The organism is Orbus sasakiae (assembly GCF_039542345.1).
Classification (GTDB): domain Bacteria; phylum Pseudomonadota; class Gammaproteobacteria; order Enterobacterales; family Orbaceae; genus Orbus; species Orbus sasakiae.
On sequence record NZ_BAABHY010000001.1, the window covers coordinates 739,919 to 758,871 of the forward strand.

Sequence of the window (18,953 nt, forward strand, 5' to 3'; positions counted from 1 at the left end):
ATAACACTGAATATGTAATAGGAATATATTATGGATATTATCAAAATTAGTCAGTTAAACCGTTGTTTTGGTTCTAATGAGAACCAGGTTTATGCACTTAAAGATGTGGATCTAACCATTAAGAAAGGTGACTTTGTTGCTATTATTGGTCAGTCAGGCTCAGGGAAATCAACCCTAATGAACATTATCGGATGTCTTGATACACCGACTTCGGGATCATACCAGATTAATGGTGTTGAAACCAATCAAATGGATGATAATCAATTGGCAGACTTACGTTGTCGTACCTTTGGTTTTATTTTTCAACGCTATAATTTATTAAATAATTTAAGTGCACTTGAAAATGTGGCATTACCGTCCATTTATAGTGGGATGGATGTCACAGCAAGACGCGCTAGGGCAAAAGAACTGTTAACTGATTTAGGATTGAGCCATAAGCTACAAAATAAACCGAATGAACTTTCAGGAGGTCAACAGCAGCGTGTTTCGATTGCTCGCGCCTTAATGAACGGTGGCGAAATTATTCTTGCAGATGAACCTACGGGCGCCCTTGACTCAAAAAGTGGTAAAAATGTGATGGATATTATTCTCGAACTCCATCGTAAAGGGCATACCATCATTTTAGTTACCCATGATAAGCATGTTGCCGAACACGCTAGCCGTGTCATTGAAATTAAAGATGGACAAATTATTGCTGATTCTCGCAATAATGATGAGCTTTATCCGACTCAACAAGCATCTAAAACGGCTAAAAAGGGGTGGTGGGCATATTATCAAGATATGTTATTTGAATCATTTAAAATGTCAGTGCAAGCTATCTTTTCTCATAAAATGCGTTCGTTACTGACAATGCTGGGTATCATTATTGGTATTGCATCGGTTGTCTGTGTTGTGGCTTTAGGGCGTGGATCATCAGAAACCATTATGGCAAATATTAATTCAATGGGAACCAATACAATCAGTATCATACCTGGTAAAAATTTTGGTGATCGAAATGCGGATAAAATAAAAACGTTAACGGTTGACGATGCGCAGTTTTTATCTCAGCAAAATTATATTGCCAGTACAACGCCAAATAGTTCAAGTAGTGGCACTCTACTGTATCGTAATCAATCTGTAACAGCACAGCTCAATGGTGTTGGCGATCAATATTTTGATGTTAAAGGGATTAACATTGAACAGGGGCGGCAGCTATCGTCAACGGATATCAAAGATAATGCAGCTGTTGTTGTTATTGATCAAAATGTTAAAAATACCTTCTTTTCTGACGGCGATAATCCTATCGGTAAGATACTTATTTTTAACAAAAAGCCATTAAAAATCATTGGTGTCGCTGAAAAAATAAACAATATGGGGATGTCTGAAAACTTAACGATGTGGTCACCCTATACGACGGTCATGAATAAAGTGACAGGGGCCAAAAATATTAGTTCGATAACCGTAAAGGTTGCGGATAATGTCAGTTCACAAGTCGCTGAAAATAATATTACGGCTTTATTAACCTCTCGGCATGGTAGTAAAGACTTTTTTACCATAAATAGCGACAGTATCAAACAAACCATAGAAAGTACAACAAGTACCATGACACTCTTAATTTCGTGCATTGCTTTAATTTCTTTAATCGTCGGGGGAATCGGTGTGATGAATATTATGTTGGTGTCAGTCACAGAGCGAACAAAAGAAATTGGTTTACGTATGGCTATTGGTGCGAAACAAAGCAACATTATGCAACAATTTTTAATTGAAGCGGTTTTAATCTGTTCGATAGGCGGTATCGTAGGCATTATGCTATCGGGTGTGATTGGTGTGATTTTTGACCTGTTTATGGGTAGCAGTATGCCGCTTTTATTTTCGACCCATGTCATGGTCATGGCAATTCTGTTTTCCATGTTTATTGGTATTGCTTTTGGATTTGTACCAGCCAAAAATGCCGCTAAACTAAATCCAATTGAAGCGTTAACACGGGAGTAATATAATGAAAAAATTAACAAAAAGCGTGTTACCGCTATTAATTTCGTTGGTAATTTGCAGTTGTACGAGCGTTGAATATAAAGATGCATCGTTATCATCTCAGCTGAATTATTCCTCCTCTGTGAGTAGCCAATACCGTGTTGATAATCAATGGTGGAGCGCTTATCAGGATCAACAACTTAATCAATTGGTTGATATGGCGTTAGCGAATAATGTTGATTTAGCCCAAAGTGCTTTAACGATGCAAAAAGCAATGTATCAAGCTAATTTAAGTGAGCTTGATCTTTACCCCACATTATCGGGTGATGTGGGGGCTTCAGCTAGTCGTAATACGTATGAGCATGATAGTTTTAGTCAGAACCGCAGCTTTTCAGGTGAGTTAAGTTTGAGTTATGAAGTTGATTTATGGCGTAAGCTTAGCGATAGTGCTCAGGCGGATAAATTTGAGTATCAAGCGACCTATTTTGATAAAGAAAATACACGTCTGACATTAATTAATAGCGTGATTGATGTTTATTTTAATTTAGCTTATCTGAATAATGCCGTTAACGTTACGCAAAATAGTTTAAATAATTATCAACAGATGCAAGACGTGATTGCGGCAAAATATCAAAATGGCAAAACCGATGAGTTAGATTTGTTACAAGTGAAACAGACCATTAAAACGGATGAAAATTCATTATTAACGTATCAAACACAAATTAAAGATAACGAACAGGTATTACGTAATTTACTCAATTTACCACCAAGTGCTGAATTAAATATTCATTATCCCGATATGTTGACGGTGAAAAAATTAACCGTTGATTTAGATGTGCCATTATCCGTGCTGGCTAATCGACCCGATTTAAAAGCCAGTGAATTACGTTTGCAAGAAGCATTTAAAGATCTTGAAGCACAAAATAAAGCGTGGTATCCATCAATTACCCTGAAAACGGCATTAAGTTCATCTGATAGTCAAGCGAGTAGTGCATTAGACTTCCCTGTTTTATTAGGTAGCGTATCGATCAATTTACCCTTTTTAAGTTGGAATACGGTAAAAAATAATATTAATATTGCTAAAACTGATTATGAAAGCCGTCGTCTTGATTTTGCGAGTGATATTAATACGGCACTGAACGAAGTTGCTTATTACTATGCTGCTTATGTCAACAATCAGGCGATATTAGGGAATACGCAAGTTAAATACCAAGCAGATTTAGCAGTATTAAAAATTTATGATGATCGTTATCGTACTGGTAAAGTCGAGTTTAAAGATTTATTGGATAATATCAATACGGTCAATACATCAAAATTAAGCTTATTAGATGAAAGTTACCAGCTAATTAAGTATGAAAATATGATATTTAAAGCAATGGCCGGTCGCTATCAGTCAATCCATCAAAGCTGATGAAAGATGTTAAACCGGTATCGCAAATAATGGGTCTTTATGACCCATTTAACTTGATAGCGGTAGCGTGATTTTAAAACAAGTGCCTTTGCCAACATGGCTGTCAACGGAAATATTGCCCTTGTGTAATTTGATAATAAAATCAACAAATGAAAGGCCAAGCCCTGAACCTGCCTGCGATCGGGATTTATCCACACGATAAAAACGATTAAAAATAAACGGTAATTGGTCACTATCAATACCAATGCCATCATCGACCACTAAAATCACTGCCTGATGATGTGTCAGGTCACGATAAACTGATAAGTTCACATGCCCACCGACACGACCATATTGCACTGCGTTATCAAGCAAATTCGTTATCATCCGAGTAAACAACATTAAATCAATATTGGCAATCACATTATGTTCAGCATCGGCTTTAATGGTGATTTGCTTTTCCTGAGCACGCATTGAGCGTTCCTCAACAATATCAGTAATAATATTGCTAATATCCAGTTGCTCAAGTTCCATTGCTTGAGCTTGTTCATGACCACGCGCCAAGGTGAGTAGCTGTGATAGCATTTGCTGCATTTGTTGACTTTTATTAACAATGAGTTCAAGTGTTTGTGTACATGTTTCAAGATCATGACTTTGAATAGCATATTCAGCATTGGTAATAATGACGGCAAGTGGCGTGCGTATTTCATGTGAGGCATCGGAGCTAAATTGCTGTTCACGCTCAATCACATTTTGTACATTATCTGCCATGTGATTAAATTCATTTAGCAGTTCACCCAATTCATCTTTAGCGGTAACGAGTTCAATGCGTTTGTTCAGATTACCATCGCCAATTTCCTTAGCTATTTTAGCAATATTTTTAATTGGCTTTAGGGCCCAGCGAGTAATAAAAAAGCCACCAAGTGCTGATAATAATAGACTTGGAATGATTGCGATAATACCACGTTGCTGCATTTCTTGTAGTAGCTGAAAGGTTGATGTGATATCGATCAGTGAGCGCGTGACACCGATTTTTTGACCGTTTTGATAAACGGCACTATCAAAGCAGGCCCAATTTTGACCATCATGTTCGACCATTCTGATTTGATCGATTTCTTGAGGCAAATCAACCATCCACTCTTCATATTGCCCATGAGTAATCTCATTTTGATTGTTGAAAAAAATAAAATTAAAATCTTTTGGTGCTAATTTTTCATCTTTGTCAAAGCGGCCTAAACGATCATGATTATTCAGTGCGATAAAGCGTTCAGATAAAATATGTGCGCCTTTGCGCATACCATCTTCATGCTGTTTGATCAAAATGTGGCGAGTTGCATTATAAGAGCCAGCCACACCAAGATATAGAAAGATCATTAGCATGGCGGTATACCACAATGTAATCCGTGTCCGGATACTCATTTTTTTCATTCTGTTTCTCTCAACACATAGCCAACCCCACGTACAGTGTGTAATAGCTTGGTATCAAAGTCATTGTCAATTTTTCGTCTTAGGTAACCAATATAAACATCGATCACATTTGAATCATTATCATAATCAAAATTCCACACATGATCGATAATTTGACCGCGAGTGAGTACACGATTCGCATTACGCATAAAATATTCTAAAATATGAAACCCTTTAGCTGATAGCTCAATTGTTTTACCTTGGCGAGTCACTTGACGAGTCGTCGTATCAAGTGTGAGGTCAGCACAATGTAATAATGTACTTTTTTGTTCTGTATTACGTCGTAATAAAGCTCGTATCCGTGCTGATAGTTCATCGTAAACAAAAGGTTTAACCAAATAATCGTCTGCACCGGCATCAAGGCCAATGACTTTATCACCAATGCCATCTTTAGCCGTTAATAATAAAACAGGGGTACTATTATGTTTTTGTCGCATTTGACGTAAAACAGTCAGACCATCTTGTATCGGCAGCATGATATCCATGACGATGCAATCGTAGTCGCACATAGCAATATAACCAAGCGCTTCTTCCCCATCTGAGGCCATGTCGACGCTATAACCTTCTTGGGATAGTCTTTTAGATAGTACGGTTAAAATTGATTTTTCATCTTCAACAATCAGTATTCGCATAATGAACTCTTACTTAAATTTATTTTAATATCGTTAATACAGCAATCCTTGATTTTTGACACAACAATATAAAGCGTTTTAATTCAAACTTATCAAACAATCTATCGACTTAATATTGATAAAATATCATGTTATCCGATTGAATCAAATGATTATGTTAGGCCAATTATTGATGACTCATCATGATTGTGAAACATGATTTACCTTACCCATAATATGATGGGTAAAGTATAACAAAAATACAGTAGACAGAATGTTACTTTCACACGTTAAATAAACAAAAAACTAAAGTAATTTTTTGAGTGAATATAAGATATCAAGCGCCTGCTTAGGGGTTAAGGTATCCGGTTCAATATCTTTTAGCATACGTTCTACTTCTGATGGTTCAGCTTCCGTGATAAAGGTTAGCTGTGAACTATCAACATGGGAATAAGATGTCTGTTTTGATAATGTTTCTAATTCTTTCAGTTTTTGTTTAGCACGTTTTAAAATGGAATTGGGTACACCAGCAAGGCCAGCAACAGCGATACCAAAACTTTTACTGGCTGGACCATCTGCAACGGTATGCATGAAAGCAATAGTGTTATCATGTTCAACTGCATCAAAATGAACATTATGTACACCTGATATACTTTCTGAGAGTTGCGTTAATTCGAAATAGTGTGTAGCAAACAGCGTCATTGCCTTAATATGATTAGCCAGTGATTCTATGCAAGCCCATGCCAATGATAAACCATCATACGTTGACGTACCCCGGCCAATCTCATCCATTAATACCAGACTATAGTCTGTTGCATTATGCATAATATTGGCGGTTTCAGTCATTTCAACCATGAACGTTGAACGACCTGAAGCTAAATCATCAGAGGCACCAATACGGGTAAAGATCCGATCAATTGGCCCAATTGAAGCTTGGTCTGCAGGCACAAAACTCCCCATATAGGCCAATAAAACAATCAGTGCCGTTTGACGCATATAGGTACTTTTACCGCCCATATTTGGGCCAGTGATGACCAGCATTCGTCGATCTTGTGACAAGCTCAGTGAGTTAGCAATAAAAGGGGCGGATAAGACTTGTTCAACAACCGGATGGCGTCCGCCTTGAATATTGATGCCTTTATGACTGGTGAGGTTAGGTTGGCTATAGTTTAATGTACTTGCGCGTTCAGCTAAATTAGTTAAAACATCAAGTTCAGCGATGGCATCAGCACTTTTTTGCATGCGTTCTAAATGTGGTAACAATAAATCAAATAATTGCTCATATAGTCGTTTTTCAAGTGCTAAGGCGCGTCCTTTTGATGTCAGCACTTTATCTTCATATTCCTTTAATTCTGGAATAATGTAGCGTTCGGCATTTTTAAGTGTTTGACGACGAGTGTAGTTGATCGGCACTAAATGACTTTGCCCTCGACTCACTTGGATATAATAGCCATGCACCGCATTATAACCAATTTTTAGCGTATCAATGCCTAATGTTTCACGTTCACGAATTTCTAACTGATCAAGATAGTGTGTTGCACCCGCTGATAATGTTCTTAATTCATCAAGTTCGGTATTATAGCCACTCGCAATGACCCCTCCATCACGAATTAGCACCGGCGGTGATTCAATAATTGCTTGATTTAACAAATTAGCAATATCATCAAAACTGCCAATAGTCTGCCGTAATGCTAATAGATAAGGATTATATAAATTATGCAATGACGCTTGTAGCATTGGTAAGGTATTATAAGCATCTCTCAAACGAGCAAAATCGCGCGGTCTTGCAGAACGTAGGGCAAGCCTTGCCAAAATTCGTTCGACATCACCAATCTGCTTGAGTAATGGTTGGATACTATCTGCATGATTTAGTAATTCCGCTATCGAGGTTTGGCGCTGGTTTAAAATCATTAAATCGCGAATCGGCGCATGTAACCACCGTTTCAACATTCGACTGCCCATGGCAGTTTGAGTTTTATCTAAAATCGTTGCAACGGTATTTTCATTCCCTCCTGATAAGTTTTCGGTTAATTCAAGATTACGGCGAGTTGCCGCATCTAAAATAATAAACTTATCTTGAGATTCTTTGGTAATTGAACGGATATGCGGTAAAGCCGTTTTTTGGGTATCTTTAACATATTGTAATAAACAGCCAGCAGCTTTAAGCGCTTTACTCGACTGTTCAACGCCAAAACCAATTAAATCTTTAGTACCAAATTGTAAATTAAGCTGCTGTTTGGCCGTATTTAGCTCAAATTCCCAAATTGGCCTACGACGTAAACCATGACGATGTTCAATTAAAACCATGCTTGAAAAGTCTTCTGGATACAATATTTCCACAGGATTTGTTCGTTGTAATTCCGCTTGCATCGTATCAAAATTATCGCATTCAAAAACATGAAAACGCCCAGAACTGATATCTAATGTTGCATAACCATAGCCAGATTTTTCTTGCCAGATTGATGCCAAGAGATTATCTTTACGGTCTTCAAGCAATAATTCATCGCTGATTGTCCCCGGTGTCACAATTCTAACGACTTTGCGTTCAACAGGGCCTTTACTTAATGCGGGATCACCAATTTGCTCACAAATTGCGACTGATTCACCGAGTGAAATTAACTTAGCTAAATAGCCTTCCACAGCATGGTAAGGTACACCTGCCATCGGAATTGGCTCGCCTGCGGATGCTCCGCGCTTTGTCAACGAAATATCAAGCAGTTGTGATGCTTTTTTGGCATCGTCATAAAACAGCTCGTAAAAGTCCCCCATGCGATAAAATAATAAAATATCAGGATTCTCAGCTTTCAATTTTAAGTATTGCTGCATCATTGGGGTGTGGCTGGTTAAATTTTCGTTTTCAGTCATGGTGGTATTTCATCTTTTAATTATATTTTCATGAATTATATCAATGAAATGTATTAATTTAGTTGCCTTTTTAGGTGTCGTTTATTTCAACGGTTAAAATAAGCAAAATTAGTTTGATACATTGCATTAATTTAATACATACCTATTATGCATTAATGTATTATAGCCGATTATTGTTTTGATACAGAAGGCTATTTTAGGCAATTACTTAATAATAGGATGTATTTAATTAATAAGCTAGATAGATATCTGGAGAGCATAATGCTGTGTTAAGTTGATGACAAATAGGAATGGTTATTTTTAAAAGGACTCTGTAAAGCTTATATTGCAATTAGCGAGTCCTTTTTATGATTTTAGTTTACACTTTTTACTTACAAACTGCTGCTATTTCAGTGTTATCTTGCCATTCATATCCAATATATCCCCCATCATAAGAATGAACAAAAAAGTATGTGTTAACACCATTGGTATTATCACTATTTACATCTTTGGTCCAATAGCGGTTATTTTGCCAATTTGAATCAGGGTAAGTGTTACCATCCATGTATCCCCATTCGCCATAAAGTGTACCATCAATTGCTCGTGTACCATAGTTTCGGATATAGCTCCATGATTGGCCAGTTGCAATATTAGCAATCGGTGAGTTGGTGAAATCTGATCGTGTTATCATATTAGCTTCACCACCACATTTTGTGATGGCATCGGCATAATTTGATGTTCCTGTTTTTGGTTCTAGCCATTTTCCAATGGTAAATGAATAATCAAATGTGGTGGCTAAACCACTAGGATCATAGATAGCTCGAAGTGTAACAGTTGATGATGGTTTAGACGATAATTTAACAATACCATTAGCATCAACCGTAACGCCACTACCAGATACAACACTAAACGTATATTCCGATGGTTTACCTATCATAACTAATTGGAATTGCGCACCAGGAAATCCAACGGTAGGAAATGTATCACCAGATGGATCTTTCTTAAACCCTAAGTCTGGTGTGTAATCAGAGGTATATCCACCACCGGTTGTTGCTGAACGGTAACCGGTTTGACCTGAAGTTGATTGAGATGCACATACCCAACTATTGTTGATATATTCGACCCATTGGCAAGATAGTCCCACACTGTTTGGCTTTATCGCATAAATGCCTCGTTCTGTATGAATTTGATAAACCTGAGAAATGGTTAACGAATCACTGACATTAGGGCTACCATAGCCTGATGTTGTGTAAACGCCAGTGTTTGTAATTGACAATTTTAATGGGAAAGAATAAGTATAACTTAATTCATGTAGAGTATTGATATTCGCACTTGATGGGATACTGACCTCGTCATTGTCAGTCCAATTATAGGTTAATGTACCAATATTTAATGGGTCACTTGAACTGACACCATCTCCTTCACTGTCATAATAGTAGTTTGATAAAAAATCGCTTTTTGATAAACCGTTAATGACAAAATCACCAAGCGTCAAATTATAATCAAATATTAATGAGGTATTATAGGTTCCATCAAACCAGTTGTATTTTACGTTATTTACGGTAAATGATGAATGGGAAGCTAAACTTGTATATTGGTCTGTACCTGGCACTAATTGTGGGGCTGTACCGATGATCGTTTTTGCGGTTGATGCGGTTAGTATCGATACCGCGTTAAATGATAAAGCGCAAAGCAGACATAAAAGGGTTTTTTTCATAATTTCATCCGTTAAAATATTGTTTTTATTAGTTATATATATATTTATCTATACTCTTAGCAGAAATAGTGTAACGAAATCAGCTAATATTTTAGATTATCGATGAACATTCAATCAATTGAAAATCGTTTTTATCGATCAATTTAAAGATTAAATAAATATTAAACCTATCGAAAATGTGGTTATTGATCGATCAATTCAATTGTTGATGCTTATATAATCATTTGATTATAAATAAAATAATATTGGATTGTTGCTATAAATGCTTCGATTTTAACCATACGTATTAGCTAAAAAACGATGTTATTAATGTGTCATCTGATAGCTTATACAGAATTTTAAAATGATATATACTTACGCTTACCAATACAATGATAAAAAGAATAATACCATGTGTGTAAAAAAATCAAGTCTAAATATCTTAATTTTGTTGATGAGTTTGCTTTTTAGTTCAATGATAACGCAAGCTAAACCAACAAAGTTTCCATCAATGCAAGATGGAATCACTGACACTGTTGGGTTACTTTCACCCAATGATTTTCAATCAATTAATAGTAAAATCATGGCACTAGAACAATCGACAGGCGCTCAACTTTCAATATTGATTATTAATAGTACGGAAGGGATATCAATAGAACAATATGCTTATGAAGTTTTTAATGCATGGCGGATAGGTCGATTAACCGTTGATGATGGTGTTCTTGTTTTAGTGGCCTTACAAGATCGAGCGGTTCGAATTGAAGTCGGTTATGGATTAGAAGGGCAAATCACGGATTATTTTGCACGCCATGTAATTAATGATTATATCGTGCCATTTTTCAGAGCTGAACAGTATGCACAAGGTATTGATAAGACTGTTGATGTATTAATCGCTAAAATTAAGCAAGAACCATTGCCAGCAGTCGGTAAAACGCCTTTTTATATTGCTAAACAAGCTGAACCAATTGGGGTAATTGATATAATCGCTGCGGCTGTAATTGGTAGTGCACTTTTATTGTTTTTTTGGGGCGTAATAAGTGCAGTCAAATCTTCGCCAATCAAAGCCGGATTACCCGTATTGTTGATTGTTTTATTAACAGGGTATTTTGGTGGATTTGATCTATCTACAGGTAATGGAATGAATTTCGGTGAGGATTTTTTAAGAGAAGACTTACCCAGATGGGTTCAAATGTTATTTTTACAAATTTTCCCAAGCTGGTTTTCTGTTGTGATGATATTTATGTGCTTTATTACTAGTATAATGATTACTATTGGTTTTTTATTTATCATTTGCTATGTACCAAGTAAATTTATTAAATCTGCAAAACTCAAATCATCATTGCTAAGCGGTTTTATTTTTGGTTTATTTTCAGGTGTTTTTATCGGTTCTATTTTGCGTTCTGGAATATTAGGTTTATTTGGTGGATTAATTTTTGGCCTATTAATCACCGTCGGTTTCTACTTTGGTATTATTAAACCTGGTAATTCAAGCCATTCATCAAGTCGCGGATCGTATTCGCGTTCGAGTCATAGTAGTTCAAGCTCGAGTTCCAGCAGTAGTCGTTCTAGTGGTGGAGGTGGACGCAGCGGTGGTGGTGGCGCTTCTGGGCGCTGGTAAATCATTGATTTTAAGCTTAAACAATAAGTTTGTTTAAGCTTAAAATAGCTAATCGTTATGGAAGGGATGCAGATGTAAAATATGTCCCATCTTTTGAGCTTTTGTCTCGAGATAGTGCTCATTGTTTGGGTTTTCACCAACTTCAAGCGGTACACGTTCACTAATGATAATTCCTGCATTTTCGAGGACGCGTATCTTTTCTGGGTTATTCGTGAGTAATCTAATCTCTTTGACGCCAAGCAGTGCTAACATATCAGCACATAGCGTAAAATCACGCTCATCTGCTGCAAATCCTAATTGATGGTTGGCTTCAACCGTATCATATCCAGTATCTTGTAAAGCATAAGCTCGAATTTTATTGAGTAGACCAATATTGCGACCTTCTTGACGATGGTAAATTAATATTCCTGTTCCTTCTTTGGCAATTTGTTTTAACGCTGCTTCTAATTGGAATCCGCAGTCGCAACGTAAACTAAATAGAGCATCACCAGTTAAGCATTCAGAATGAACGCGGGTTAACACTGGATGTTGGTGTGTTATATCGCCAAACACCATTGCAACATGATCTTTACCTGTAGCAAGTTCTTCAAAACCAACAATGGTAAATGTTCCCCAAGGTGTCGGTAATTTAGCCTGTGCAACTTTTTTTAACTGCATGACAACTCCATTAAATTCGATTTTAAATATATAACGTTTGATTATATACCGAAATGATTTTGTTTTGCAGTTTTCGATGAATAAATTACTACGTTATATTGTCAAAATTTCAAAGGGATAACAGAAATTAAGATTAACTGCAAGTGTTGAGTAAAAGTAGCACACATTTAATCAATTATGTTATGATAATTATCAATCTGAATTATCAATTTTTATGAAATAATAATGCAAGTAGTCATCAAAAAAACATTAGTAATACTCGCCATTTTTCTTGTCACACCCATTGTAATTATTGCAATTAACTGGCAATGGCAACCTCAGTCTCTTAATGGCTGGTCTGAATATTTATTTTGGTTTACTCAAACCGCGGGTATTCCTTGGGCAATTTTAACGTGTGCTTTTTTTCCTGTTTTATTTGCGATTTGTTTAAAAGTAAAATCAAAAGTGCAATTTATTAAATTAGTGCTTATTCTCGCTATGGCTGTTTTGTTAGGACAATTGATCAAAACGGTCATTAAAAGCTATACTGCGGATTCAAGACCATTTGTGATATGGATTGAGAAAAATTATCAAATTGATGATAAACATTTTTATTCATTGTCACGAAGTGAACGCGAAGCGGTGATTGAACAGCATGTCTATCAATCGCCAGAAATCCCTCATTGGTTGTTCCAACATTGGAAAAATGAAACAGGCTATACCTTTCCATCAGGGCATACACTTTTTGCTGCCACTTGGGCTTTTTTGGCTTTGTTATTTTTGAATTTTAAACGTTGTCACAATGTGATTGGGATCATTATTATTTGGGCGGTAATCATTGAGATTAGTCGCTTAGCGCTTGGTATGCATCATCCTATTGATGTAATATGTGGATCAATATTAGCATGGGCTATTGCATTATTTACCTATTATGTAGCCCTTAAATGGCGTGTAATCGAACCATAAACTAAACAATACATCTCATGAGCTTTGGTATATAATTATATCTAGCAGAATTGATTAAGAGATGAAAGAATAAAAGGAAATAACAATGAAGTTTGTGATATTATTTTTAGTACTAATCGTCATCTTTGCAATTTCTATTACACTTGGAGCTAACAACAATCAATCGGTTGTTTTTAATTATTTATTTGCTCAAACAGAATTTAAATTATCGACGTTATTAGCCGTATTATTTGGTTCTGGATTTGTATTAGGTTGGTTACTGACGGGGTTCTTTTTCTTACGTGTAAAATTAAAGTTGTCAGCAACACAACGTAAATTGAAAAAAGTTCAGAAAATGTATGATGATGAATTTGCGAATCGTCAAAAAAATGAACTGACAACATCAACTAACACATCGAATCTATAAACTTATGTTTGAATTACTCTTTTTGTTACTGCCAATTGCAGCCGGTTATGGCTGGTATATGGGGGGACGTAATGCTAAGCAAAAATACAAGAGTGAATCAAATCGTTTATCACGTGAATATGTCGATGGACTTAATTTTCTTTTATCTAACCAAAAGGATAAAGCGGTTGATTTGTTCCTGGATATGCTCAAAGAAGATTCAGGTACACTTGAAGCTCATTTAACTTTAGGCAATTTATTTCGCTCCCGTGGTGAGGTCGATCGTGCTATTCGCATCCACCAGGCGCTAATGGAAAGCTCTTCATTAACCTTTGAACAGCGCTTACTTGCTATCCAGCAACTTGGGCGTGATTATATGACAGCAGGATTTTATGATCGTGCTGAAGATATGTTTTTACAATTGATCGATGAAGAAGATTTTCAACAATATGCATTACAACAATTAATCATTGTCTATCAATCAACCAGTGATTGGAGCAAAGCAATTAATGTTGCAACTAAATTAGTTAAATTAGGACAAACCAAATATAACAAAGATATTGCACAATTTTTTTGTGAATTAGCTGCCTTAGCAATTGCTGCAGACGATTTAATTAAGGCAATGTTTTATTTGCAAAAATCGATTTCAGCTGATGCCAATTGTGCAAGAACATCATTAATGTTTGGTCGTGTATTGATGGCACAAGGTAACTACGTTAAAGCTGTGCAATATTTACGGCAAATTTTAAATCAGGATAAAGCATTTATCGGCGAAGCATTACCTTTTATTAAAGAGTGTTACCAACATCTAGACCAAGAAGATGAGCTCAAACAATTTTTGAAACAATGCGTTGAAACGGACTCCGGTAATGCGGCTGAACTTATGTTGGCGGATATTATTGAAAAACAAACAGGACGCGATGCTGCTCAGTACTATATTTATCGTGAATTGGTCAAACACCCAAATCTAAAGGGATTTTACCGTTTAATGGATTATCATTTGGCTGATGCAGAAGAAGGTCGCGCAAAAGAGAGCTTATTGTTACTGCGTAACATGGTCGGTGAACAAGTTAAGGCTATTCCTAATTATCGTTGTGAACGTTGCGGTTTTACTGTTAATTCAATATATTGGCTATGCCCGGCCTGTCGATCTTGGGCAACGATCAAACCCATCCGAGATTTTGCACAACATTCTGATTAGCAGTACTATGTTCTTTAATATATTGTTGTCATGTGCAATTATCGTTAAACTTTTTTGAAAGAGTAAGTTATGTTTTTAGTTGATTCCCATTGTCATTTAGACAGTTTAGATTACAACAACAAGTCTATTGAAGATATTTTATCTGAAGCGCAATCCCGTGATGTGAAACATTGCTTAAGTGTTGCAACTACACTATCAGGTTATCAAGCCATGCGCCAATGGTTAATGCCTTATTTTGAGCGAGTTTCTTTATCCTGTGGCGTACACCCTCTTAATCTTAATGATGAGGATTTTGATATTACCTTATTTGAATCTTTAGCGCGTGATGAAAATGTTATTGCACTAGGTGAAACTGGCCTTGATTATTATTACCAACAAGATAATATTATTGATCAACAAGCCGCTTTTGCTCAACACATTCGATTAGGTCGGGAATTAAAAAAACCTGTCATAGTGCATACAAGACAAGCAAAACAAGACACATTATCGTTGATTAAAAGTGAAAATGCATACTCTGGTGTATTACATTGTTTTACCGAAGATCTTGATACAGCAAGGCAATTATTAGATTTGGGCTTTTATATTTCATTTTCAGGTATTCTTACGTTTAAAAATGCAGAATCATTACGTGACGTCGCAAGGTTTGTACCGCTTGATCGTTTATTGATTGAAACTGACTCGCCATATTTATCCCCAGTGCCTTATCGCGGTAAGGAGAATCAGCCCGCAAATGTGCGCCAAGTGGCCGAATACCTTGCAGTCTTAAAACAGCAGCCACTTGATATTATTGCAGAAAAAACCACAGCAAATTTTTGCCATTTATTTGGCATAAGATTATGTTAATATGTTGTTTGATATTAAGATAGCAATCATACAATAATAAAAAGGATGATAGTATGGCTCAAGAAACGATTTTTAGTAAAATTATTCGTCGTGAGATTCCTGCCGACATTATTTATCAAGATGACTTAGTTACCGCTTTTCGTGATATATCACCACAGGCTCCAACTCATATCCTAATCATTCCAAATAAATTAATTCCGACGATTAATGATGTTTCAGCATCAGATGAACAAGCGTTGGGCCATTTATTTGTGGTTGCAGCTAAAATTGCAAAACAAGAAGGAATTGATGAAAGTGGTTATCGCTTAATTATGAACTGTAATAAGGATGCCGGGCAAGAAGTTTTCCATATTCATATGCATTTGCTTGGTGGTAAACAATTGGGTAAATTGGTCAGTTAGTTGCTACTTATGCTGAGGTCAAATTTATGAAACATTATTTGTCAGTTGTGGCAATTATCATATCAACCATGGCACTAAGTGGTTGTCATCTTTTAGAACAAAATCGACAAACGCCCGCGCCAATACAAAATAATCCTGTTTCTGTCGTAGAGCAACCTCCGAAAATTCTTGCAACAGATTGGCAAGTTGTGATATCCCCGTTAATTGCTGAATTGATACAAACAGCTGAAGTGAGTGATAGCAATTCATTACTGATTAGTGACATACGTAATCGCAGTAATGAATATGTTTCAGGGGCTCAAATTAATAGCATCATTTTTAATGCATTTAATCAACAAAACATCTTTGCGATTATTGATAAGAAAGTGGTGAATCAAGCGAAACAGAACTTGGGGATTCCTTATGATGACTCCTTAGTTTCAAGAAGTAAAATGATTGCACTTGCAAGGCAGGTCAAAGCCGACTATGTGCTATTTACAACTATCAATCAGGTGCCAAAATTACCAGAAACGCCAGCAAATGTTTCCATGGAACTCTTGTTAACTAAAACAGGGGAAATTGTTTGGCAGTTTTCATCTGATCAATTAGTTAATAACAATCAACAGCAAACAAGTGAGTAATTTATGGGGCCGTTGATGATTGATATACAAGGCTTAACGCTTTGTGACGAAGATAAAGTATTATTACGGCATCCAGCGGTAGCAGGGGTGATATTATTTGGGCGTAACTATCAAAATACAGCACAGCTTAGTGCACTAATTCATGAGATTCGTTCTCACAGTCATGAACGCTTGTTAATTACTGTTGATCATGAAGGCGGGCGGGTTCAGCGTTTTAAGACAGGATTTACACCTATTCCTCCTGCCCAATCTTATGCCATGCTGAATAATCTTGATGATGCAAAGCGACTTGCTTTTGATGCAGGATGGGTATTGGCGATGGAACTTCAAGCATTTGATATTGATCTTAGCTATGCTCCAGTACTTGATTTAGGTCATGATTGTTTAGCAATCGGGAGCCGTTCATTTCACCAAGATGCGCATATTGCAAAAGTTGTCGCAGAAGCCTTGATCGATGGTATGCATGCCGCAGGAATGAAAACAACAGGTAAACACTTTCCTGGCCATGGTGCGGTGATTGCTGATTCCCATAAAGAAACGCCGATTGATAAACGTAGCCAACAGCTAATAAAGGCGGATATGCTTATTTTTACAGATTTAATTAAAGCAGGTAAACTCGATGCTATCATGCCTGCTCATGTTATCTATCCTGAATTTGATAATTTGCCAGCGAGTGGCTCTCCATTTTGGTTAAAAACCATACTTAGGCAACAACTTAAATTTGATGGGATTATTTTTTCTGATGATCTATCCATGGAAGGTGCTGCTTTTCTAGGTTCGTATGCTCAGCGCGCTAAAGCTGCATTCGATGCGGGTTGTGATATCTTATTAGCTTGCAATAACCGACAAGGGACTTTGGCGATTTTAGACAGTTTAGGTCATATTACCAGTGACAAGCCTAAAGCATTACTAAGTAAACAACAAGTTGATTATAAAACTTTGCATGCCAGTTATGAATGGCAAGTTCGATCTAAAAAACTAAACCTGCTTAATGAAGAATGGCAAAATTCTTTAACGACATAACTAGAGTGTATTATGACAAAACGTAATTATTCACCAGTCGCAATCATTGAAATAGCCCCAGATGGGTTACTACTTGCTATTAACCAAGCTGCCGTGACGCTCTTGTCATTACCACTATCGCTGTTATCTCAAACAGCAAATGCTAACTTTCATTTTGATTACTATCGGTTATTAAATCTTGATCCAACGATTTCTATTACAGACTTAGAAAGTGCAACAATTGTACTCAATCAACAGTATTATTTTTTACAAATTTTTGATGACATCAAACGAATTGTACTTGTTATTCAACCAATTGGTTACTTAAAAAATCGACTATCAAGAAAAGGTATTGCTAATCAGCAGGCATTTAATGTGTTTTGTGCAAATAGTGCCCCAATGCAAAAATTGATTAAACAAGCCAAAGCCTTTTCAAAGCAAAAAGAACCGTTACTAATTTCTGGCGCGACAGGGACGGGTAAAGATTTACTTGCGTTAGCATGTCATCAATATAGTGAGCGGGGCGATAGTATCTTTTTGGGATTGAATTGTGCTGCAATGCCAGATGAAGTCGTTGAAAGTGAATTATATGGTCATGCGCCAGGCGCCTATCCTGGTGCAATGGAAGGGAAAAAAGGTTTTTTTGAACAAGCTAATGGTGGATCAGTATTTTTAGATGGTATCGATGAGATGTCATTTAGAATGCAAACTAAACTTATTCGTTTCATTAATGATGGTTCTTTTCGACGGGTCGGTGATGACAATGAAGTGAGTGTCGATGTAAGGGTAATTTGTGCGACTAAAGCGGATTTATTTGCAATGGTTAAACAAGGTAAATTTCGAGAAGATCTCTACTATCGACTCAATGTGTTACCACTACATTTACCCTCATTACAAGAACGCAAAGAAGATATTATTGATTTAACGCATTATTTCATCAATGAATTTGCCAATAAGCAAGGGATCGCTGCGCCGATATTGACATTAGATGCACAGCTCCTTTTACTTAATTATTCATGGCCTGGTAATGTTCGTGAATTAAAAAATGTTTTATATTCCGCTCTCGCTCAGCTGAGTGACAGTGAATTGACCGCTAAAGAAATCACATTACCTAATAATCAAGCAAAACCTTTGTATTCGTTACATCATGATATTGAAGGTAAAACGTTGGATGAGATGACGAAACAGTTTGAAAAAACAATCTTAAGTCAGCTCTATAAAAACTTTCCAAGTTCTCGTAAACTCTCAAAACGACTCGGTATTTCACATACTGCGGTAGCGAACAAGTTACGAGAGTATGGGATAGGAAAATAATATAATAAT

The 18,953-nt window shown here is 36.5% G+C and carries 16 protein-coding genes; 11 read left to right on the plus strand and 5 right to left on the minus strand.

Annotated features, from left to right (window positions below):
- Positions 1-30 precede the first annotated feature (30 nt).
- Entirely contained in the window at positions 31-1,971 is a 1,941-nt protein-coding gene (locus tag ABEA36_RS03210; protein WP_345488731.1) for a MacB family efflux pump subunit, read from the plus strand.
- Between the two features lie 4 nt (positions 1,972-1,975).
- Positions 1,976-3,361: a TolC family protein gene (locus ABEA36_RS03215; RefSeq protein WP_345488733.1), complete on the plus strand. Its 1,386-nt coding sequence runs from the start codon at positions 1,976-1,978 to the stop codon at positions 3,359-3,361.
- A gap of 48 nt (positions 3,362-3,409) precedes the next feature.
- Here the strand turns inward: ABEA36_RS03215 and ABEA36_RS03220 are convergent, their stop codons facing one another.
- The 4 genes from ABEA36_RS03220 to ABEA36_RS03235 form a co-directional block, all read right to left on the minus strand.
- Positions 3,410-4,768, minus strand: coding sequence for a sensor histidine kinase (locus ABEA36_RS03220; protein ID WP_345488735.1), 1,359 nt, complete (start codon positions 4,766-4,768; stop codon positions 3,410-3,412).
- A complete protein-coding gene (locus ABEA36_RS03225) occupies positions 4,765-5,439 on the minus strand; it encodes a response regulator transcription factor (RefSeq protein WP_345488737.1) in 675 nt (224 codons plus the stop codon). Before ABEA36_RS03225 ends, ABEA36_RS03220 begins: the two co-directional genes overlap by 4 nt.
- 285 nt (positions 5,440-5,724) lie before the next feature.
- A complete protein-coding gene (mutS, locus tag ABEA36_RS03230) occupies positions 5,725-8,283 on the minus strand; it encodes a DNA mismatch repair protein MutS (protein WP_345488739.1) in 2,559 nt (852 codons plus the stop codon).
- A 367-nt stretch (positions 8,284-8,650) separates the two neighbouring features.
- A complete protein-coding gene (locus ABEA36_RS03235) occupies positions 8,651-9,979 on the minus strand; it encodes a hypothetical protein (protein ID WP_345488741.1) in 1,329 nt (442 codons plus the stop codon).
- Between the two features lie 343 nt (positions 9,980-10,322).
- Between ABEA36_RS03235 and ABEA36_RS03240 the strand changes: the two genes are divergently transcribed.
- Positions 10,323-11,576 carry a TPM domain-containing protein gene (locus tag ABEA36_RS03240; RefSeq protein WP_345488744.1) on the plus strand — a complete coding sequence of 418 codons (1,254 nt, stop codon included), beginning with the start codon at positions 10,323-10,325 and terminating at the stop codon, positions 11,574-11,576.
- 48 nt (positions 11,577-11,624) lie between these two features.
- Here ABEA36_RS03240 and ribA read toward each other — a convergent pair whose 3' ends face one another.
- The gene (gene ribA / locus ABEA36_RS03245) at positions 11,625-12,233 is read right to left on the minus strand and encodes a GTP cyclohydrolase II (RefSeq protein ID WP_345488746.1); all 609 of its coding nucleotides are present in this window, start codon (positions 12,231-12,233) and stop codon (positions 11,625-11,627) included.
- Positions 12,234-12,458: 225 nt separating this feature from the next.
- Between ribA and ABEA36_RS03250 the strand changes: the two genes are divergently transcribed.
- From ABEA36_RS03250 to ABEA36_RS03285, 8 genes are all read left to right on the plus strand, one after another.
- Positions 12,459-13,178: a phosphatase PAP2 family protein gene (locus ABEA36_RS03250; protein ID WP_345488750.1), complete on the plus strand. Its 720-nt coding sequence runs from the start codon at positions 12,459-12,461 to the stop codon at positions 13,176-13,178.
- Positions 13,179-13,263: 85 nt separating this feature from the next.
- Complete coding sequence (locus tag ABEA36_RS03255; protein ID WP_345488752.1) at positions 13,264-13,584, plus strand: LapA family protein; 321 nt, start codon at positions 13,264-13,266, stop codon at positions 13,582-13,584.
- Positions 13,585-13,588: 4 nt separating this feature from the next.
- Positions 13,589-14,764 carry a lipopolysaccharide assembly protein LapB gene (gene lapB, locus ABEA36_RS03260; RefSeq protein WP_345488754.1) on the plus strand — a complete coding sequence of 392 codons (1,176 nt, stop codon included), beginning with the start codon at positions 13,589-13,591 and terminating at the stop codon, positions 14,762-14,764.
- 69 nt (positions 14,765-14,833) lie between these two features.
- Complete coding sequence (locus ABEA36_RS03265) at positions 14,834-15,607, plus strand: YchF/TatD family DNA exonuclease (RefSeq protein WP_345488756.1); 774 nt, start codon at positions 14,834-14,836, stop codon at positions 15,605-15,607.
- Positions 15,608-15,660: 53 nt separating this feature from the next.
- On the plus strand, positions 15,661-16,008 hold the full coding sequence (gene hinT, locus ABEA36_RS03270; protein WP_345488758.1) for a purine nucleoside phosphoramidase: 348 nt from the start codon (positions 15,661-15,663) through the stop codon (positions 16,006-16,008).
- A gap of 26 nt (positions 16,009-16,034) precedes the next feature.
- Positions 16,035-16,628, plus strand: coding sequence for a penicillin-binding protein activator LpoB (locus ABEA36_RS03275; protein ID WP_345488760.1), 594 nt, complete (start codon positions 16,035-16,037; stop codon positions 16,626-16,628).
- Between the two features lie 3 nt (positions 16,629-16,631).
- On the plus strand, positions 16,632-17,651 hold the full coding sequence (gene nagZ, locus ABEA36_RS03280) for a beta-N-acetylhexosaminidase (RefSeq protein ID WP_345488762.1): 1,020 nt from the start codon (positions 16,632-16,634) through the stop codon (positions 17,649-17,651).
- A gap of 12 nt (positions 17,652-17,663) precedes the next feature.
- A complete protein-coding gene (locus ABEA36_RS03285; protein WP_345488765.1) occupies positions 17,664-18,944 on the plus strand; it encodes a sigma 54-interacting transcriptional regulator in 1,281 nt (426 codons plus the stop codon).
- The last annotated feature ends 9 nt before the right edge of the window (positions 18,945-18,953 follow it).